This is a genomic window from Rhodococcus marinonascens NBRC 14363 (assembly GCF_001894885.1).
Classification (GTDB): Bacteria; Actinomycetota; Actinomycetes; order Mycobacteriales; family Mycobacteriaceae; genus Rhodococcus_F; species Rhodococcus_F marinonascens.
In genome coordinates this window covers 37,760-57,345 of the sequence record NZ_BCXB01000007.1, presented here as the reverse complement: position 1 = coordinate 57,345, position 19,586 = coordinate 37,760, and the positions used below count along the sequence as shown (strand labels likewise).

General features: G+C 63.7%; 18 protein-coding genes. 12 read left to right on the top strand and 6 right to left on the bottom strand.

Going from position 1 to position 19,586, the window contains the following annotated elements:
- Positions 1–14: 14 nt before the first annotated feature.
- Genes RM2_RS07490 through RM2_RS07480 form a run of 3 tightly spaced genes read right to left on the bottom strand, consistent with a single transcriptional unit; the run spans position 15 to position 3,153 of the window.
- Positions 15–1,172, bottom strand: coding sequence for a sulfotransferase family protein (locus RM2_RS07490; RefSeq protein ID WP_072688209.1), 1,158 nt, complete (start codon positions 1,170–1,172; stop codon positions 15–17).
- Between the two features lie 20 nt (positions 1,173–1,192).
- Positions 1,193–1,981 (bottom strand): SDR family oxidoreductase, encoded by a 789-nt coding sequence (locus tag RM2_RS07485; protein WP_072688292.1) that lies wholly within the window; start codon positions 1,979–1,981, stop codon positions 1,193–1,195.
- Between the two features lie 5 nt (positions 1,982–1,986).
- The gene (locus RM2_RS07480; RefSeq protein WP_072688208.1) at positions 1,987–3,153 is read right to left on the bottom strand and encodes a hypothetical protein; all 1,167 of its coding nucleotides are present in this window, start codon (positions 3,151–3,153) and stop codon (positions 1,987–1,989) included.
- A gap of 93 nt (positions 3,154–3,246) precedes the next feature.
- Between RM2_RS07480 and RM2_RS07475 the strand changes: the two genes are divergently transcribed.
- From RM2_RS07475 to RM2_RS07435, 9 genes are all read left to right on the top strand, one after another.
- Positions 3,247–4,170: a helix-turn-helix domain-containing protein gene (locus RM2_RS07475; RefSeq protein WP_072688207.1), complete on the top strand. Its 924-nt coding sequence runs from the start codon at positions 3,247–3,249 to the stop codon at positions 4,168–4,170.
- Between the two features lie 122 nt (positions 4,171–4,292).
- On the top strand, positions 4,293–5,219 hold the full coding sequence (cysD, locus tag RM2_RS07470) for a sulfate adenylyltransferase subunit CysD (protein WP_072688206.1): 927 nt from the start codon (positions 4,293–4,295) through the stop codon (positions 5,217–5,219).
- Positions 5,219–7,069 (top strand): adenylyl-sulfate kinase, encoded by a 1,851-nt coding sequence (gene cysC, locus RM2_RS07465; protein ID WP_072688205.1) that lies wholly within the window; start codon positions 5,219–5,221, stop codon positions 7,067–7,069. The genes cysD and cysC overlap by 1 nt, the downstream gene beginning before the upstream one ends.
- On the top strand, positions 7,059–8,186 hold the full coding sequence (locus tag RM2_RS07460; RefSeq protein ID WP_072688204.1) for a 3'(2'),5'-bisphosphate nucleotidase CysQ: 1,128 nt from the start codon (positions 7,059–7,061) through the stop codon (positions 8,184–8,186). The genes cysC and RM2_RS07460 overlap by 11 nt, the downstream gene beginning before the upstream one ends.
- The gene (locus RM2_RS07455; RefSeq protein WP_072688203.1) at positions 8,183–8,584 is read left to right on the top strand and encodes a limonene-1,2-epoxide hydrolase family protein; all 402 of its coding nucleotides are present in this window, start codon (positions 8,183–8,185) and stop codon (positions 8,582–8,584) included. Before RM2_RS07460 ends, RM2_RS07455 begins: the two co-directional genes overlap by 4 nt.
- Positions 8,585–8,777: 193 nt before the next feature.
- Positions 8,778–9,770, top strand: a complete 993-nt coding sequence (locus RM2_RS07450) for a phosphotriesterase family protein (protein WP_072688202.1) — start codon at positions 8,778–8,780, stop codon at positions 9,768–9,770.
- A gap of 1 nt (position 9,771) precedes the next feature.
- The gene (locus tag RM2_RS07445; RefSeq protein WP_072688201.1) at positions 9,772–10,419 is read left to right on the top strand and encodes a TetR/AcrR family transcriptional regulator; all 648 of its coding nucleotides are present in this window, start codon (positions 9,772–9,774) and stop codon (positions 10,417–10,419) included.
- 334 nt (positions 10,420–10,753) lie between these two features.
- Complete coding sequence (locus RM2_RS07440; RefSeq protein WP_072688200.1) at positions 10,754–12,118, top strand: MFS transporter; 1,365 nt, start codon at positions 10,754–10,756, stop codon at positions 12,116–12,118.
- 214 nt (positions 12,119–12,332) lie between these two features.
- The gene (locus tag RM2_RS07435; protein ID WP_072688199.1) at positions 12,333–13,298 is read left to right on the top strand and encodes an LLM class F420-dependent oxidoreductase; all 966 of its coding nucleotides are present in this window, start codon (positions 12,333–12,335) and stop codon (positions 13,296–13,298) included.
- Between the two features lie 119 nt (positions 13,299–13,417).
- Here the strand turns inward: RM2_RS07435 and RM2_RS07430 are convergent, their stop codons facing one another.
- From RM2_RS07430 to RM2_RS07420, 3 genes are all read right to left on the bottom strand, one after another.
- Entirely contained in the window at positions 13,418–14,431 is a 1,014-nt protein-coding gene (locus tag RM2_RS07430; protein ID WP_072688198.1) for an NADP-dependent oxidoreductase, read from the bottom strand.
- A gap of 7 nt (positions 14,432–14,438) precedes the next feature.
- Positions 14,439–15,959, bottom strand: a complete 1,521-nt coding sequence (locus tag RM2_RS07425; RefSeq protein ID WP_072688197.1) for an AMP-binding protein — start codon at positions 15,957–15,959, stop codon at positions 14,439–14,441.
- Between the two features lie 77 nt (positions 15,960–16,036).
- On the bottom strand, positions 16,037–16,525 hold the full coding sequence (locus RM2_RS07420; protein ID WP_072688196.1) for a MaoC family dehydratase: 489 nt from the start codon (positions 16,523–16,525) through the stop codon (positions 16,037–16,039).
- 180 nt (positions 16,526–16,705) lie between these two features.
- Here RM2_RS07420 and RM2_RS07415 point away from each other — a divergent pair, with 180 nt between their 5' ends.
- From RM2_RS07415 to RM2_RS07405, 3 genes are read left to right on the top strand one after another with little or no spacing between them, the layout of a single operon-like run.
- Positions 16,706–17,524, top strand: coding sequence for an SDR family oxidoreductase (locus RM2_RS07415; RefSeq protein WP_072688195.1), 819 nt, complete (start codon positions 16,706–16,708; stop codon positions 17,522–17,524).
- A complete protein-coding gene (locus RM2_RS07410; protein ID WP_072688194.1) occupies positions 17,521–18,345 on the top strand; it encodes an enoyl-CoA hydratase-related protein in 825 nt (274 codons plus the stop codon). The genes RM2_RS07415 and RM2_RS07410 overlap by 4 nt, the downstream gene beginning before the upstream one ends.
- Positions 18,332–19,585: an acyl-CoA dehydrogenase family protein gene (locus tag RM2_RS07405; RefSeq protein WP_072688193.1), complete on the top strand. Its 1,254-nt coding sequence runs from the start codon at positions 18,332–18,334 to the stop codon at positions 19,583–19,585. The genes RM2_RS07410 and RM2_RS07405 overlap by 14 nt, the downstream gene beginning before the upstream one ends.
- The last annotated feature ends 1 nt before the right edge of the window (position 19,586 follow it).

Sequence of the window (19,586 nt, the reverse complement as noted above, 5' to 3'; positions counted from 1 at the left end):
CTCGACCGCCGTCGTCACTTGGAAGTACTGAACTGATAGCCGGCGAATCTTTCGTCCACCTGCTCTGCTGTCAGCCCGAACTCCTCGAGCGTGTACTTGTGTGACGGCCGACGGTCGCCGCTGCGACTCTCGGAGTGCATCGCCTCCATCGCGGACTGGGCCGATGCGCTCAGATCGAGACCGAAGTGGGTGTACACCCCTTCGACGGTGCCGAGCGGATCGGCCACGAAATCCTGGTAGTCGACGTCGATGAACTGGGCGGGATCGTGTCGGGCGCGTGCCTCGGTGAACCGGTCGAGTCCCCGTGCCCACAGTTCGAGTTGGCTCTCGCCGATGACGCTGCCCCGAAACTTCTCCGACCAGCCGGAGGTCGCCTGTTCTGCAAGGCTGCACACGGACGGGACGATGGTGCGCGGCGGACGGTGGGTCTGGATGATCAGCGCATCCGGGTACACCGCCAGTAGTTCGTCGAGCGCGAACAGGTGGCTGGGGTTCTTGAGGACCCAGCGGCGGTCCCGATCGGGGAGCCCGATCAGTTGGAGATTCTTCTTGTGCCGCTGGTATGCGTTGGTCCAGTCCTGCTGCTGGAGCCACCGGGAGTACGTCGGCAGGTGCGCGAGGCACTCGTAGGAGATGGACTTGAACGTCTGACGAAGCAGCTGCCAGCACTCCTCGACCTCGCCGGCGGACATGTAGTGCACTCCCATGAACTCGGGACGCTCGATGTGATGGCGGCTGAAGGATTCCTCGATCTTCGCGAACACGGGGTTCGATGCCCAAGTCTCGCGCGGTGGCCGTGGTTGGGGCATCTCGGTCAACCACATCTCGAGGCCCTGATGCGACGGGTCCGCGGTGAGCAACCGGTGCAGTGCCGTGGTTCCGGTGCGGGGGAGTCCGGTGACGAAGATCGGCCGCTGGATCTGCACGTCAGCGTGCTCGGGGTTCTGCTTCCACGCTGCTTCGCTGAGCAGGCGTGCCACAAGGGCGCCGCGGAGGAAGACACGAGAAACCTTGCTGCCGAGCGGGGTCAACTGCTCGTCGGATCGGTACGAGTCCAGCAGAACACCGAGGGCCTCGGTGTAGTCGTCGGTGCCGAAGTCGGTCATTCCGGTCAATCGTGTGGCCGACGCGTGGAGATCGTCGATCGTGCCGACGGTGGTGCGTTCGCTCATGGTTGTCCGCTTTCCGATCGCTAGTGGTGGAATTCGCCGCAGTTGACGTCGAGGCACTGTCCAGTGATGGCGCGGGCCATCGGTGACGCGAGAAAGATCACGGCGTCGGCCACTTCGTCGATCGTGGGAAGCCTGCCGAGATCGGTAGCGGCAGCAGTATGTTCGTAGATCTGCTCGACGGTCATCCCATATTTCTCGGCCCGATGAGCAAAGTACTGCTTCAGCGTGTCTCCCCAGATATATCCGGGCGCAACTGAATTGACACGGATCCCCTGCGGTCCCAGTTCCGTCGCGAGCGACTGGGACATGGCGAGGAGCGCCGACTTGGCCATCTTGTAACTGCCGTACCGCTCCTGAGAGTGTCTCAGTACCATCGAGTTGATGTTCACCACAGCGCCGTCCGCCTCGGCGAGAGCGGGAGTGAACAGCTGCGTGAGGCGCAGCGCACCGAGCACCGTCAGTTCGAAGCTGCTACGGATGTGGTCGAAATCGGTGCGGGCGAGCGGTTTCATAGACGGTACCGAGAATGCATTGTTGATCAGCACGTCGACCTTGCCGTAGGCGTCAACCGCTGCGGACACCAGATGCTCCGCCGAAGCGTGGTCGGTGATATCGGTCGGAACCGTCACCGCCCGTTGGCCCAGGGCGATGACCTCCTTGGCCACTTCCTCGAGTCGTGTGGCGGTGCGGGCGGCCAACACCACATCGGCCCCGGCGCCGGCGCAGCGGACGGCGAGCGTACTCCCCAAGGCCGGGCCGACACCGGATATGACGACCACCTTGTCCTGCAACAGATTCGATGTGGTCATTGTGGTCACCCCAGCATCCGGTCGGCGACCGCAGCCTGGCGGGCGGCGATACGTGCGGCGAAGTCCTGCGGCGAGATCTTGTTGTCTCCGAAGTAGGGCAGCCTCCGGTGGATCTCGTCGACTGGCACAACCTCTATGCGTGGACCGTCGCCGGGAGTAAGTTCACGGGATGCGCGTTGCCAGCGGAACTGGAGGTAGCCGCGGTGGTGGCCCACGGTTTCGATCCAGTTCGCTATGCCGGGATTGCGCTCGCTGACGACGAGGCGGATGTTGCCGTCGGGATCCACCTGGGACTGTGAAACGTTCAGTGAAGTCTGGTGGTTGATGTAATCGAGGGAGATATACCACATGCTGCCCAGTTGAAATCCCTGGTAGGGCACGTCGGTCTTCGGCACGGTGATGACGATGGCCTCGTCCTCGGCGAGTTCATAGTGCCCGACCGATGAGTACTGTGTCGCCAATCCGCCTGGTGTCAGTCGGGGTTCGGTCATCGTGTTGACCGGCAGGTTCAGATAGAACCACTCCGGGAACTTGAGCCATGTCTTCACCCGCGAGACGAGGGCTTTGCCCGCGCGGGTGTAGCGCTTCTCGACCGCTTCGCGGGTCAGGGAGTCGGGGGCGCTACCTGTGGTGTCGGCGCGGGCGATCCGGATGGTGCCACGTCGCTGGTTCCAGTCGCTGTACACCTCGCGGACCACCAGTTGGGACGAACCCGGTGCGAGGGTGAAGTAGTTGCGACGGCCGGCATTGTCGTCCGGACCGAACCGCACCTCGAAGGAGCCGTCGGGCGCGATATCGATCTCGCGATCGTCGAACGCCGACACGCTACCGGGAACTTCTGCGGCCGTGTAGTTTCCGCTGAGAACCTGAAAGCTCAGATCCGCAGTGGTGCCCCGCACCCCGGTCACGACGTACTCGACGTCGTCGTTGATCCTCGCGCCGAAGTACAGGGTGTCGGGGTTGTCGAGGCCCATCTTCATGTACGGGCCAGTCCCCGAGATGAAAGTCGGGTGCGACCGCTCGGTCGCCCAGGCGGCGTGCGTCGTGGCGACGATGCCGCCGGCGAGGTACTGGTAGCCCTCGAGCAGATCCTGTTCGGTGCGGATGTGGGGGGCGCTTTCGATCAGTTTCTCGGCCTCGGCCATGGCGTCGGCGAATGGGTCGGTCAGCACACCGTGCTCCTCACGATGGGGGTGGTACAAATATGTACCTGTGTGGTAGAACAATGATGCACTGACAATAGAACGCGTTCTAGGGAGTGGTCAATGGGGCACGAGGACGAGACGCTCGACAAGGTGCGCGGGCGCCGGTCGCCACCCACCGAACGCGTCGTGCAGGTGCTCGACTTCCTGGTGGCTCACAACGAACACCGATTCGGGTTGTCGGAGCTGGCCCGGCAACTCGGTATCAGTAAACCGACCTGCCTGGGGATCCTCACCGAACTCGCTCGCGCCGGCTATCTTGTCCGCGATCTGGTGACGAAGACCTACGGGCTCGGGCCTGTGCTCATCGCGGCAGGTCGCGCAGCTCAGCTGGGGTTCGCGGCCGGGCCGGTCGCGCACACGCATCTCGCTGCCCTCAGTGACGAATTCCGGACCACGTGCACGGCGTCGGCGGTGGTCGGCGACCGGATCGCCGTGCTCGAACTGACCAGTCCGCCCGGGGTGCGCGCCGCTGTCAAGGTCGGCGAGATGTATCCGTTCGCGCCGCCCGTCGGGTTGATGTATGTGCTGTGGGACGGTGACGACGCGCTGCAGTCATGGCTTCGGCGGGAGCCGACCCTGCCAGTTCGTCTGGACCGGGACCGGTTGCGCAACGTCGTGGACGAATGCTCCCGCACGGGGTATCTCGTGGAGATCCTCACTCCCGTCGGACAGCGATTGCACACGCTCATGGCGGGCGTGGCCGCGCACGACCTGCCGCCGGAACTGCGCGCCGTGCTCGGCGAGATGGTCTCCAGCCTGGGGGAGCGCGTGTACCTGGACGCTGAACACGCGGATCCCGAGTCACCACACCCGGTCAGCCTCATTGCCGCGCCGACGTACGACGCCCAGGGGCATCAGGCGATGGTTCTGACTCTTTATGTGGGCGCTGAACTCGGCTCGTCCGAAATCGCGCGCAGGGGTAAGGCGCTCGCCGCGGCGGCGGATGCGATCACGGCGGAGGTGGGCGGGCGCAGGCCGCGCTGAAGAATGGGGCATTGACCAAAATCTGAAACACGTTCTATTCTCGGAGGCGTAATCATTTTCGAACCGAGTTGGTCCAAATATGGACCAATGGCCGGTATGACACTCGCACCGAGGAGTCGCCCATGACCGCATCGACCACACCGCCCGTGTACGAGTTGTCCCACCTCGGCGCACTCGAAGCCGAGGCCGTTCACATCTTCCGTGAGGTGGCCGCTACGTTCGAGCATCCGGTACTGCTGTTCTCCGGCGGCAAGGACTCGGTGGTGATGCTCCACGTCGCCGCAAAAGCGTTCTGGCCCTCGCCGCTTCCGTTCACAGTTATGCACGTCGACACCGGCCACAACTTCGACGACGTCATCGAGTTCCGCGACCGGACCGTCGACCGTCTCGGCCTACGGATGGTCGTGTCGAGTGTCCAGGACGACATCGAAGCCGGGCGGGTCAGCGAGGAGACGGGACCTCACGCCAGTCGTAACCGACTCCAGACCACGGCACTGCTGCGCGGCATCAGGGACAACAACTTCGACGCCGTCTTCGGCGGCGCCCGACGTGACGAGGAGAAGGCCCGAGCCAAGGAGAGAGTCTTCAGTTTCCGGGACGTGTTAGGGCAGTGGGAACCGCGGGCGCAACGCCCCGAACTGTGGAGCCTGTACAACGGCCGGCACCGCAAGGGTGAGCACATCCGGGTGTTCCCGCTGTCGAACTGGACCGAACTCGACATCTGGCAGTACATCAGCGAGGAGCGGATCGAACTGCCCTCACTGTACTACGCTCACCGCCGCCAGGTTGTGCCCCGCGACGGAATGCTGTTGGCGCACACACGGTTCCTCACGCTCCTTCCCGGCGATGAGCCGTACGAAGCACTGGTGCGTTTCCGGACAGTCGGCGACGCCACCTGCACGGGGTGCGTCGAATCGTCCGCAACCAGCGCCGAGGCCGTTGTCACGGAGGTGGCAGCGAGCAGGCTGACCGAGCGCGGCGCCACCCGCGCGGACGACCGGATCTCCGAAGCCGGTATGGAAGACCGCAAGAAGGAAGGGTACTTCTGATGCCGCAGCTTCTCCGCGTCGCAACGGCGGGCAGCGTCGACGACGGCAAGTCCACCCTGATCGGCCGTCTGCTCTACGACTCGAAGGCGATCTTCGAGGATCAACTCGAGGCGGTGGAACGCACCAGTCGTCAACGAGGCGACGAACACACCAATCTAGCGCTGCTCACCGACGGCCTGCGTGCCGAACGCGAACAGGGCATCACGATCGACGTCGCCCATCGCTACTTCGCCACTCCGCATCGCAAGTTCATCATCGCGGACACACCGGGTCACGAGCAGTACACGCGGAACATGGTGACCGGGGCCTCGACCGCTGACCTGGCGCTGATTCTCGTCGACGCCCGCAAAGGAATCCTCGAGCAGACCCGTCGCCACGCTTTCATCGCCAGCCTCCTCGGAATTCCCCACCTCGTGCTGTGCGTCAACAAGATGGACCTCGTCGGGTGGTCCGAGGAACGGTTCGAGGAGATCAAGGAGGAGTTCAGGCAATTCGCGATCAAACTCGAGGTCCATGACCTCACGTTCATCCCGGTATCGGCGCTGCGCGGCGACAACATCGCGCAGCGAACGGTCAACATGCCCTGGTACGAGGGTGCGTCACTGCTGCACTACCTCGAACAGGTGCACGTGGCGTCTGACCGCAATCTCATCGACGCCCGGATCCCGGTGCAGTATGTGGTCCGGCCGGGGCGCCAGACCGATCCCGCGCTGCACGACTTCCGCGGGTATGCCGGGACGGTCGCCAGTGGTGTGTTCAAGCCGGGCGACGAGGTGGTGGCGTTGCCGTCGGGATTCACTTCCACGATCAGCGCTATATGGGGACCCGGCGGAGCGGCCCTGAGCGAGGCTTTCACCATGTCCGCGGTGTGCGTGCAGCTAGCTGATCAGTTGGACGTGAGCCGCGGGGATATGCTGTGCCGCCCCAACAACCGCCCACTCGTAGGGCAGGAACTCGACGCGATGGTCTGCTGGTTCAGTGAACAGTCTTCGTTGAAGCCGGATGCTCGCTACACGCTGCTGCACACCACCCGAGCCACCAAGGCGTCCGTGGTACGGCTGGACTACCGACTCGACGTCAACACCCTGCATCGCGACGAGACCGCGCAGTCTCTCTCGCTCAACGAGATCGGCCGCATCCAGTTGAAGACGTCTCAACCTTTGATGTTCGACCCGTACCGCCGCAACCACGTGACCGGTAGTTTCATCCTCGTCGACGAGTCGACGCACAACACCGTCGCTGCGGGCATGATCACCGGTCCGACGCTGTCTCAGTCCAAGGTGGTGTGGCACGCCGCGGCTGTATCGAGGGCGGAACGGGCCACCCGTGGGCGCACGGTCTGGCTGACCGGACTGTCTGCCTCCGGGAAATCGACGGTCGCGGTGGAACTCGAGCGGCGACTGATCGCGTCCGGCGTGCCCGCCTACCGTCTCGACGGGGACAACCTGCGACACGGTCTCAACTCGGACCTTGGATTCAGCGCGCAGGACCGCGCCGAGAACGTGCGACGCGTCGGCGCGGTTGCCCAATTACTGGCAGACTCCGGCGTGGTCGCGATCGCGTCGCTGATCAGCCCGTACCGTGCGGACCGGGAGCACGTTCGGGAAGAACATCGCGCCGCGGGACTCGAATTTCTCGAGGTATACATCGACACCCCGGTGGAGCAGTGCGAGGCGCGCGACCCCAAAGGCATGTATGCGAAAGCGCGGGCGGGGGAGATCACCGGGTTCACCGGAGTGGACGACCCGTACGAGGCCCCCGAGAACGCCGAATTGGTGCTCCGGCCCGAAGACGGTACGCCGACCGAACAAGCTGTGAGAATTATGGAATTGTTGAGACGTGATCACTGACGCGCGACTCGCGGCCGACATCGCCTCCGGTGCCGGAGCCCTGCTACTGGACATCCGCGCCGCTGGGCTCGGATCGGATGGGCGTGAACTGGGCAGGCGCGGCGACGTCGCCGCCGACGCGTACATCCTCGGCAAACTCTTCGCGGAGCGGCCCGAGGATGCGATCCTCTCCGAGGAGTCCACCGACGATCGGTCGCGGCTGGAGAGTTCGCGGGTGTGGATCATCGACCCTCTCGACGGTTCCAAGGAATACGGGATACCTGGGCGTTCGGACTGGGCAGTGCACATTGCGCTGTGGGAACGCGGTCGCGGCATCACTGCAGCGGCGGTCGCGCAACCGGCACTGGGTGCCGTGTACGTCAGTGACGACGGCTCTAACACCGTGCACGCCGAGCGGGTGCCGGCACGCCCGCGCATCGTCGTGAGCGCAAGCAGGCCCCCCGGCTTCGTCGATGCCGTCGCGACCGCGATCGGTGCCGAGGTCTCGACGATGGGTTCGGCGGGCGCGAAAGCGATGGCCGTGCTCCGCGGCGACGTGGATGCCTACGTCCATTCCGGCGGACAGTGGGAATGGGACTCGGCGGCACCGGTGGGCGTCGCCAAGGCCGCGGGCCTGCACTGTTCGCGGATCGACGGAACCCCCTTGGGTTACAACGAATCCCACCCCTATCTGCCCGACCTTTTGATCTGCCGGCCGGAGTTGGCGCAGCCCTTGCTTGCCGCTATTGCCGAGCATGCCGGCGACATTGCAGACAGCGGGCGTGTCGCGATGGCCCGGGCCTACATCGATGCACTCGTCAGCCACGACGCCACCAAGGTGCGTCTCGCCGACAACGCGTGGCGGGTGGAGAACGGGCAGCGCACCGGCGAGTCGGGGGCCTTCATCCGGGACGAACTCGAGAACGGATTTCAGTACCAGGCCATCCAGGCTGTGCGTGAACTCTCGTTCCACGAGTGGGGCGACAACGTGGTGGCCCAATTCCTGCTCGATCTCGGGGCGACGCAAACCGAGGTCACGCCGGTTCGGGTCACCGAGCATTTCGGCATCCCGGCCGGGGAGATCCAGTCCGTCATGGCCATCATCGAGCCGTACGCGATCGAACAGGAGAACCAATGACCCCGGATCAACTGATCACGCAATTCTGCGCCGAATGGATCGAGCCGGATCCGGCGAAGATTGTCGAGTACTTTGCGGAAGATGCCGTCTATCACAATATTCCGATGGAACCCGTCGCCGGTCGTGAGGCGATCCGCGAGTTCATCACCGGGTTCATCGCGGCGTTCGGCGGAATCGACTTCCGAGTGCACCGGCAGATCACCGACGGCGGGCAGGGCCCCGACGCCCAACAGTCGAGTGGTGTGGTGATGAACGAACGGACCGACGTGTTGACTCTGGGTAGGAAGGTCGTCGAACTGCCCGTCGTCGGTGTCTTCGAGATCGCCGACGGCAAGATCACCAGTTGGCGCGACTATTTCGACATGGCTCCGATCCGGGAAGCCGCCGGGGAGGGATAGTCGGCAATCCGCTGCGCCCGCTCGAGCCAGCCACGCTGCCCGATGTGGAATCCGGAACGAACGTTGGGACGGCACGGGGTGCTTCGTGGAAATCCAGTAGACACTCCGACTAAATGTTGACGTCAGATTCAAGTTAGCTCTACCCTTACGCCAGGAATATGACGGCAGTCACACCTGGAGAGGGCGAGTCTTCATGACCCAGATCAACACGGTCCGCGGTCCGATCGACAGCGCGGAACTTGGACGCACCTACATGCATGAGCACGTGTTCGTGCTGACACCGGACGTGCAGCAGAACTACCCGGACGAGTGGGGGAGCGAGGAGGAGCGGGTCTCCGACGCGGTGGCGAAGTTGCGGGCACTCGCCGATCAGGGTGTCCGAACCATTGTCGACCCGACCGTCGTCGGTCTCGGCCGCTACATTCCGCGCATCCAGAGGGTTGCCGAACAGCTGCCCGAATTGAACATCGTCGCGGCAACGGGGCTGTACACCTACGGCGACGTGCCGTTCTTCTTCCACTACCGAGGTCCGGCGCTGGACGCCGTGGTCGGCGCGAAGGTTCCCGACCCCATGGTCGACATGTTCGTGAAAGACATCGAAGAGGGAATCGCCGACACGGGGGTTCGTGCGGGGCTGCTGAAGTGCGCGATCGACGAGCAGGGGGCGACGCCGGGAGTCGAGCGAGTGATGCGGGCGATCGCGACGGCGCACCGGCACACCGGGGTTCCGATCACGGTGCACACCCATCCAGGCAGCGGGGCAGGCCTGCATGTCAAGCGCGTGATGTGCGACGAAGAGGGAGTGCGACCAGACCGGATCGTGCTCGGACACAGCGGCGACACCACTGATGTCGAGCATCTGACCACACTGGCCGAGGCTGGTTTCATCCTCGGGATGGACAGGTTCGGGATCAACCTCGAGACGACGTTCGAAGCGCGCGCCGAGACGCTCATCGAGATGTGCCGCCGCGGGTTCGCCAGTCAGATGGTGCTATCTCAGGACGCCGCCTGCTACATCGACTGGATCGACCCCAACGTGATGGCGGCACTGCCTCAGTGGCATTACCTTCACATCGAGAACGACGTGCTGCCGTACATCCGAGAGCGAGGTGTCACAGAAAAGATGATCGCCGAAATGCTGGTGGAGGCGCCGCGAAGGTATTTCGAGAAGGTTGACACCTACTGAAATGTCGAGTCCGCGAACCACACACGCGGTGCCGGTTACCGCACGGGGCGTCCGTACCCGCGACCGCCTGGTCGCGGCGGCCCGCGTGGTCTTCGAGCGCGCAGGCTATCTCGACGCGCGCCTCGTCGACATCAGCAAGGAGGCCGGACTCTCCACCGGTTCGTTCTACACATACTTCGCCAATAAGGAGGAGGTATTTGCGGCCGTTGTAGAGGTGACGCAGAACGACCTTCTGCACCCGGGTATGGGGCGGGTGGCGGACGAGGGGGACGTTCACGCAGTCGTGGAAGCGAGCATTCGCGCCTATCTGCATGCGTGGCGCCGGAATGCGCGACTGCTAGCTCTGCTGGAGCAGGTTGCGCACGTCGACCCCAACTTCCGTGAGCTAGCACGTCAACGGGACGAGGCGTTCTTCGGCCGCAACGCGCGATCGATCGCCGACCTCCAGGCTCGCGGTCTTGCAGACGCGTCCCTGGACCCGATGCTGACATCGAAAGCGTTGTCCGCGATGGTCGGAAGGGTGGCCTACGGCTACTTCGTCGGACCGCTGAGTGAACGGGAATCGGCCACGGTGAATCAGCTGACTGCCGGACTGGCACGCATGTGGACCAACGCACTGCGTATTCCTGACCGCGCTCGAGGCCGGTAGACGTCGGGTACGTACACGGAGTCTCGAAATCGCTTGCCGGAGAACAGTGTCGTCGCCGCAAATCAGGCGTTCCCAGGTGGTGACGGCTCTCGGTGTGACTCATCGGCCATGAGCACGGCTCCGGGTACCTCGACATTGTTACTCGTCAGTAGGTCGAGTTTTGTTGGCACGGATAAGTTTTCAGGACAATGTCAGAATCCGAATTCTCGGCAATCGATTGACATCACATGGCCGTTCGAACACACTGGTCGAGAATTCGCCGAGTTGAAGTTGGCGTCAGGTTCTAAATCATCGTCCAATGTCCATGCGTAGACCTATCTCGAGGAGTGATCGGATGACTACATCTGCGGTGCAGCCGAGTACCGACGCAGAAGTCCAACGTAAGCGCGCGCACCGAAAACTGCTGACAGCGGGACTCTTCGGCAGTTCGATTGAGTGGTACGACTTCTTCCTCTACGGAACCGCTGCGGCCCTCGTCTTTCCCCAGGTCTTCTTTCCCGACCAATCGCCGCTCATGGCCACCCTGCTCTCGTTCAGCACTTTCTGGGCGGGCTTCGTCGCCCGGCCGATCGGTGGCATCGTGGCGGGTCACTACGGCGACAAATACGGCCGCAAGCCGGCCGTGGTCGTCAGCCTCCTGGCGATGGGTCTCGCAACGTTCCTGATCGGCTTGCTCCCGGGAGCAGCGGCGATCGGCGTTGCCGCACCGATACTTCTCGTCTTCCTGCGGTTCGTTCAGGGCCTTGCCTGCGGCGGCCAGTGGGGTGGAATCGTCCTCCTGCTTACCGAGTCGTCAGGCCCGAAGCGTCGAGGGTTCTCAGGGACATTCGGTCAGATGGGTGTCTCGTTCGGCGTCCTGCTCGGTAATGCGGTGCTCTTGGGTGCCACCGGGGCACTATCGAACGAGGCATTCCTCAGCTGGGGCTGGCGAGTCCCGTTCTTGGCGAGCGCACTTCTGTTCCCGATCGTGCTCTACATTCACAACAAGGTAGAGGACACTCCAGAGTTCCGCGAACTCCAGAACGAGGCGAAGAAGAAGAAGGAAACCGTTGTCAGCGCGCCGCTGGCACAGGCGATCAGGGATCACTGGCGCAAGATTCTGCTCGCATGTGGGTTGCTCGCGGCTACCAACGCATTGTTCTACATCTCCATCGCCGGTGTGCTCAGCTACGGCACCGAGGTACTGGACATGAATCGCAACGACATGCTCACGGTCTCCCTGCTCAGCGCAGGGCTGACGGTCGGTGTGGTCATGTGGTCCGGACACATGTCGGACAAGATCGGACGCCGGCCCATGATCCTGATCGGTGCCGCCGCGATCATACTGTGGGCGTTCCCTTACTTCATGCTGATCAACACCGCGAATATCGTGCTGTTCTTCATCGCGGTTACCGTCGGCAGCGTCTTCCAGTCCATGACGTACGGGCCCGTCGCGGCGTACATCGGCGAGTTGTTCGCGCCGAACGTCCGGTATTCGGCGGCGTCGATGTCGTACCAACTCGCTGCTATCACGGTGAGCGGCGGTACGCCGTTCATCATGATCGCGCTGATCGACTGGACGGGAACAACTACGCTTGTTTCGGTCTTCATTGCCGTGATGGGCTTGGTGACGCTCCTCTGCGCATGGAAGCTTCGTGAGACCAACCCCGCAGAGGTTCGCAACGATCCCACGGCGATTCCCGGCGCGCAGTTCTACTAGAGGGTATGAGGTGGTTGGCTCTCAGCGCCCATTCTGAGCCAGGCGGCGCCGCTTGCTATCCCAGCCGACAGGGATAGCAAGCGGCGCCTTCGCGCGTCTGTGGAGGCCAGGGGGCGCCACGGCATATGAATCAGATGTAAAATCCAGCGGAAGGGGGTTGCGGCCACCGCCGGGCGATGGCTGCCAGGTATAAGCGAAAGGCAGGCCGGCACCCATGGAACTGATGATTTACGCTGCGCCCGGACCGGGATCGGCGCGCTACGAACAGCACATGCGGTTGGCGCAGGCCGCTGAGAAGTTCGGCTACTCAGGCTTCTTCGAAGGCGACCACTATTTGGGTGATGACCTGCCGGGGCCAATCGACGCGTGGGTGACTTTGGCGGGGATCGCCCGCGAGACCTCCTCCATCCGACTCGGGACGCTGGTTACCTCAGCAACCTTCCGCTACCCGGGTCCATTGGCTGTCCAGGTCGCCCAGATCGACCAGATGAGCGGCGGACGGGTCGACTTCGGGGTCGGTGCAGGCTGGGTCGAGATCGAGCATCGCGCCTATGGCATCCCTTATCCGCCGCTGAAGGAGCGCTTCGATCGGCTCGAAGAATACCTGGCGGTGATCACCGGCCTATGGCGCACCCCGATTGGTGAACGATTCAGCTACCACGGCAACCATTTTCGTCTCGAGAACTCTCCGGCACTGCCCAAGCCTCATCAGCCGGGCGGTCCTCCCATCATCATGGGTGGGTGGGGCACGAAGCGCACTCCGGCGATCAGCGCCCGCTACGCCAATGAATTCAATCAGCAGCCAGTCGGGACCGAGTCAGGCGACGTATCCACAGCGCCAACGACCGGCATCGACTTTGCCGCGGAACAGTTCGAGCGAGTCCGTGAGGCGTGTCGGGCCGTTGGCCGCGATCCCAGCGAACTCACGTTCTCCACCACCTTGACTCTGTGCTGTGGGCGAACCGACGCCGAGATCGCCTCACGCGCCGAACCCACTGGTCGCAGCGTCGACGACTTGCGCGCCTTCGGCTGTGGCGGCTCACCCGCCGAACTAGTCGACATGATCGGTCGCTGCGCAGAAGTCGGGGCCAGCCGCATCTATCTGATAATCCACGACTTCGACGACCTCGATCAGATTGAGCTGGTGGCCTCGGAGGTGATGCCACAACTAGACAACTGACGAAGACTTACGCTGCGGCTAGGCTGCGTTGAGTTTGAGTGAGCCTTGGCATTCGTCACCGATCGGGAACGGCCGCCACCTTGGCGATGACGGCCGAGGAAACCCGTTCGAGTGCGTTGTCAGTGATCGCTGACTTTCAGCACCAACTTTCCGGTGTTGGCACCGTCGAACAGCAAGTTGAGCGTGCGGCCGAATGCGTCGACGCCTCCGGTTTCCACCTGCTCGCGGGTGACGATCTCACCGGTGCGAATCCACTCCGACATCGCCTTCATCCCCTCAGGGAACCGGTCGAGGTAGTCGAACACGATGAACCCCGTCATCGAGGCCCGGTTGATCAGGAGTGAGAGATAGCGTGATGGGCCAGGCTGCGGATCGGTGGCGTTGTAGCCAGAGATCGCACCGCACAGTGCGACCCGCGCGTTCTTGCGAAGGTGGGCGAGTGCGGCGTCGAGGATATCGCCGCCGACGTTGTCGAAGTAGATGTCGATGCCGTCCGGTGCGGCGGTATGCAGTGCCTTGCCAACGGATTCGGACTTGTAGTCGATCGCGGCGTCGAAACCCAGTTCGTCGGTGAGCCAGGCGCACTTCTCCTGCCCACCGGCGATGCCGATGACCGTAGCGCCCTTCAGCTTGGCGATCTGCCCTGCGATGCTCCCGACCGCTCCCGCGGCACCGGAGATGAGCACAGTGTCGCCCTGCTCGAGCTTGCCGATATCGGTAAGACCGAAATACGCTGTCATTCCTGGAAATCCGAGCGCACCGAGCCACGTCGGTGCAGGCGCGAGCGACTCGTCCGCGATGACAACGTCGCGCCCATCAGAGAGAGCGAACTCCTGGACTCCGAACGGTCCGGTGACGAGCTTGCCGACGGGGAACGTCGCGTTCTGCGACGCGATCACCCGGCCGACGGCGTGCGTGCGCATCACCTCGCCGATCTGGACCGGTGGCACGTACGACTTCACGTCGTTCAGCCATCCGCGCATGGCGGGGTCGAGTGACACGTAGTCCACCTGCACGGTGAATTCGCCGGCCGAGGGTTCGGAGATCGGTTCGGACGTGATCTCCCACGTGGAATCGTCGGGCCGACCGATCGGACGCTTCGCCAGTCGGACCTGTCTGTTCAGGGATGTCATTGTGTTTTCACCTTTCGGGTACTTCGGCAGGCAGCGTGTCTTGGCGCAGCGCCGTCCTGTCGATCGAGCGCTTGAGGATTTTGCCGGTCGATCCCTTCGGGAGGGTGTCGACGACAGAGATGATTCGGGGAATCTTGTATGCGGACAGTCTTTCCCGCGCCCAGGCGATCAGTTCGGCACTGTCGAGTTCTGTGCCGGGTACAGTCGCCACCACCGCGGCTACCTCTTCTCCGTAGTGGTCGTCCGGTACGCCGACGACCGCTGCCTCGACGATGCCGGGGTGCGCGTAGAGGGCCTCTTCTACTTCGCTGGGGTATACGTTGTAGCCGCCACGGATGATGAGGTCTTTCAATCGGTCGACGATGCGAAGATCCCCGTCTGCGTCGGTCTCCCCGAGATCCCCGGTGCGTAGCCACCCGTCCGTGGACAGTGCCTCCGCTGTGTCGGACGGCCGGTTCCAGTAGCCCTTCATCACGGTCGCACCCCTCACGAACACCTCACCGACAGTGCCGGGCGGGCAGGTGACATCGTTGGGATCCTTCACGACCACTTCCATACGCGGTACTGCGCGTCCGGTGTAGCCGATCTTTCCTCCGCGGTCGATGTCGTTGAACGTGCCGAACGCGGTGGTCTCGGTGAGCCCGTATCCCTCGAGGATCGTGCAGCCGAATCGCGATTCGAAATCACGCGCCACCTTGCCCGGCAACGACGCGCCACCGGAGATGGCGATGCGGAGATTCGTGAAGTCCTCTGGGTCGGCGCCGTCTGCCGCGTGCAGCATCGCATTCCACATCGTCGGCACGCCGGCCATGATCGTGAGACGGTCGCGTCGCAGCATGGCGAGCATCGCTGCCGGATCGAACCGCGCCAGCAGCGACAACGATCCGCCGCCTGTGAACGTGGCCATCATGACCGAGGCCTGACCGAACACGTGGAACAGGGGAAGTCCGGTACCGATCCGGTCCTGGTTCGATCCGCGACTGCACTCCATCCCGATCTCACCGCCGGACAACAGGTTTCCAACGGTGAGCTCCGCACCCTTCGGTCGTCCGGTGGTGCCGGACGTGTAGAGAATGGCGGCGGTTTCGTCTAGTTGCCGGTCGGCGACGGATCCAGGCGCGGCGCCCGTTGTCGGGCCGTCGGGTGTCAACGTCCAGACTGGGATGTCCAGTGCTGCTGCGGCATCGCTGACGGCGGGTCCGAGTTCGTGCCAGACAATGGCGAGCGAGACGCCGGCATCGGTAAGGACGTACTCAGTCTCGGGCCGGGTGGACATCGTGTTCACCGGGACCACGACGCAGCCCGCCGCCTGGACCCCCAGGTATGCGACCACGAACTCGGGAACGGAAGGCGCTGCGAGGAGGACCCGATCGCCGGGGGAAAGGCCTGCCTCGATGAGGGTGCCCGCGTAGCGAACGGCCTCGGTGAGCAACTGTTGGTAGGTCAAGGTGCTGTCCGCACCCCGTAGTGCGATGTTGTCGGGAGTGGTGTCCGAGTGGTGGGACACGGGGTCGATCACATTTGCCATGCTTCAGCCTCCGATGCGAACTCTGATCTGGGATCATCCGCGGGGTGCGGGTCGAGCGCGGGCGGGTCGACGCGTGCTTACGGCTGCGGGGCGGCCTCGACGACGCGAGAGACGGACTCGGACACGACCACCGGCTTGTCGGACCCTTCGCGCTCGACGACCTGGCTCATCGTGACCTGGATTCCGCCGCCGACCTTTTCGGCGGACAGCACCGTAGCGCGCATCCGGATGCGCGAACCGACCGGTACGGGAGCGGGAAACCGCACCTTGTTATAGCCGTAGTTCAGGCCGTGCGCGAAGCCGTCGAATCGCAGTAGCTGTGCGGAAAGTGCCGGTCCGAGAGACAGGCTGTACAACCCGTGCGCGATGGTGCCGCCGAGCGGGCTGGCAGCGGCGCGTTCGGGATCGATGTGGATCCACTGATGGTCGTCGGTGGCGTCCGCGAAATCGTTGACCCGTTGCTGGGTGACGTCGTGCCATTCGGTGGGGCCTAGTTCCTTGCCGATCAACGCGGTCAACTCGTCGAAGCTCGACGGACGGACGGGCAGTGTGGTGGTCTCGATCATCTGTCTCCCTCTATTTCGGGTGGTGCATGGATTCGGGTGGTGCATGGGGTCGGCGTGTCATGTTGACTGCATCGAACTGCGTTACCGCTGGTAGGACCCAGGCACTTGAACTTGACGACGGATTCAACTATACAAAAGGGAGACGCTAATCACAACGCTCGGCGAAGGAGATGACATCTCGTGAAGGTTGCACAAAAGGTCGCCATCGTGACGGGCGGAGGTGGCGGTATCGGCGGCGCAATCGCTGAACGCCTCGCCGCACAGGGCGCCAAGGTGATGGTCGCCGATCTCGACCCGACTGCCGCCGCCGCGGTTGCCAACCGAATCAACGACCGGCACCCGGGATCTGCGCTCGCCGAAGGTGCCGATGTCGCGAATGCTGATCATATTCGGCGCATCATCGAGCGCGCGGAAACCGAGTTCGGGCCCGTCGCGCTGTACTTCGCCAACGCGGGCGTCGGGGGTGCTCCCGGATTGGAAGCGAGCGACGCCGACTGGGATCACGTCCTCGACGTCAATCTCCGCGCCCATATCCGCGCGGCGCAGCAACTCGTGCCGAAGTGGATCGAGCGTGGGGAGGGCTACTTCGTCACGACGGCGTCCGCTGCGGGCCTGCTCACCCAGATCGGCTCGGCGACGTACGCGGTCACCAAGCACGCGGCCGTCGGGTTCGCGGAGTGGTTGTCGGTCACCTACGGTGATCAGGGGATCTGCGTGAGTTGCCTGTGCCCCATGGGAGTGGACACCGCGATGCTCTACGCCGGGCGGGATTCGGGTGACCCTTTGGGGGTGGCAGCCACGCAGGCGGTCATGTCGGCCGGAGAGGTGCTCCAACCCGCGCAGGTCGCCGATGTCGTGCTCGACGCCGTGGACCGGGAAACCTTCCTGGTGCTTCCACACGGGAACGTCCTCTCGATGTATCAGCAGAAGGGGTCCGACTACGACCGATGGATTCGGGGGATGCGCCGTTACCAGGGTTCCCTGCTGGGGCACGTGTGACGAGCGAACCCGAGGATCTCGTCCTCTCCGATCGTCGCGGACCCGTCCTGGTGCTGACGTTCAACAGGCCTGCCAAGTTGAACGCTTGGACCGACGAACTCGAGGACTGCTACTTCGCCCTGCTCGGCGAGGCCGAAGACGATCCGGCGGTCCGCGCGATCGTAGTGACCGGCGCGGGACGAGGGTTCTGTGCCGGCGCCGAACTCGATCGACTGCAGGCCGTCGGCGACGTCTCCGCCGCCGACTTCACTGGGGCCGACCTCGAGCGTGCGCGTCCTCGTGACCTGCCCTCGCGGTTGCGCAAACCGCTTATCGGCGCGATCAACGGGGTTGCCGCCGGACTGGGGATGGTGGAGGCGCTCTACTGCGACATCCGGTTCGCATCGACGTCAGCCCGGTTCACGACCGCATTCGCCAAGCGTGGGTTGATCGCCGAGTACGGCATCTCGTGGATGCTTCCGCGGTTGATCGGACGAAGCCGGGCCGCCGACCTACTGTTGTCGAGTCGTATGGTGGACGCCGATGAGGCGCTGCGCATCGGACTTGTGGATCAGATCGCCAGCGGCAACGTGCTGGATGCGGCCGTCGCCTACGCCGCGGATCTCTCGACGCACTGCTCACCGACCTCCCTGGCCACCATCAAGAACCAACTACGAGACGACGCGGACTCCACCTACGCCGAATCCGTAGCCCGGGCGGAAAGCCTGATGCCGCAAGCATTCCGTGGGGTCGATTTCGTCGAGGGTGTACAGAGTCACCTGGACAAGCGCGCACCAAATTTTCTTCCACTACCAGTCAGGAGTTCCCATGTCCCTGTTTGACATCTCGGACCGCGCTCAGCAGTACCAGACTGATCTGCTGGAGTTCATGGACGCGCACGTGTATCCGGCGGAGGCGGTGTACGACGAGCAGATGCGGGAGTCGGATGACCCGCATTTCCAGCCGCCGATCATCGAGGAACTCAAGGCGGAGGCGCGCCGTCGTGGTTTGTGGAACCTCTTCCACCCGCATCCCGATTCCGGTCCGGGGTTGACGAATCTCGAGTACGCGCCGCTGGCGGAGATCATGGGTCGCAGCTTCATTGCGTCGGAGGCGTGTAACTGCAATGCCCCGGACACAGGCAACATGGAGGTGCTCCAGCTGTTCGGTACCGAGGAGCACAAGGAGAAGTACCTCCAGCCATTGCTGGACGGGACGATGGCGTCGGCGTTCGCGATGACCGAGCCTGCGGTGGCGAGTTCGGATGCCACGAACATTGCGCTGTCGATGGTTCGTGACGGTGACGAGTACGTGCTGAACGGCCGGAAGTGGTTTGCGTCCAACGCATTGCACAAGAATTGCAAGGTCATGATCGTGATGGGCAAGACGGACCCGTCGGCTGCTCCGCACCGGCAGCAGTCGATGATGGTCGTTCCGATCGATGCCCCGGGTGTGACGCTGATGCGCGGTCTTCCGGTGTTCGGTTACCAGGACCGGGAGGGTCACGCCGAGATCGACTTCGCCGATGTGCGGGTGCCGGCGAAGGACGTGCTGAAGGGTGCGGGCGAGGGCTTCGCGATCTCGCAGGCGCGGTTGGGTCCGGGTCGTATCCACCACTGCATGCGGGCGATCGGGATGGCCGAGCGGACTTTGGAGTTGATGTGCCGCCGGGCGTCGTCGCGGGTGACGTTCGGCAAGCCGGTCAGTGAGAACGCCAACATTCAGGATTGGATCGCGGAGGCACGGATCGAGATCGAGATGATCCGGTTGCTGACGCTGAAGGCGGCGTATCTGATGGATACGGTGGGGAACAAGGAGGCGCGGATGGAGATCGCGGCGATCAAGGTGGCGGCGCCGAATATCGCGTTGAAGATCGTCGATCGTGCCATTCAGGTGCACGGCGCCGCGGGCGTGACCGACGACTTCCCGCTAGCAATGGCCTATGCGCACCTGCGGACGTTGCGGTTGGCAGACGGCCCCGACGAGGTCCACAAGCGCGCTATCGCCAAGCAGGAACTGCGTAAGTACCGCGACACCACTGCCGGCGCTTCGGCCAACGGACACAAGGTTGCGGTGAGCTGAC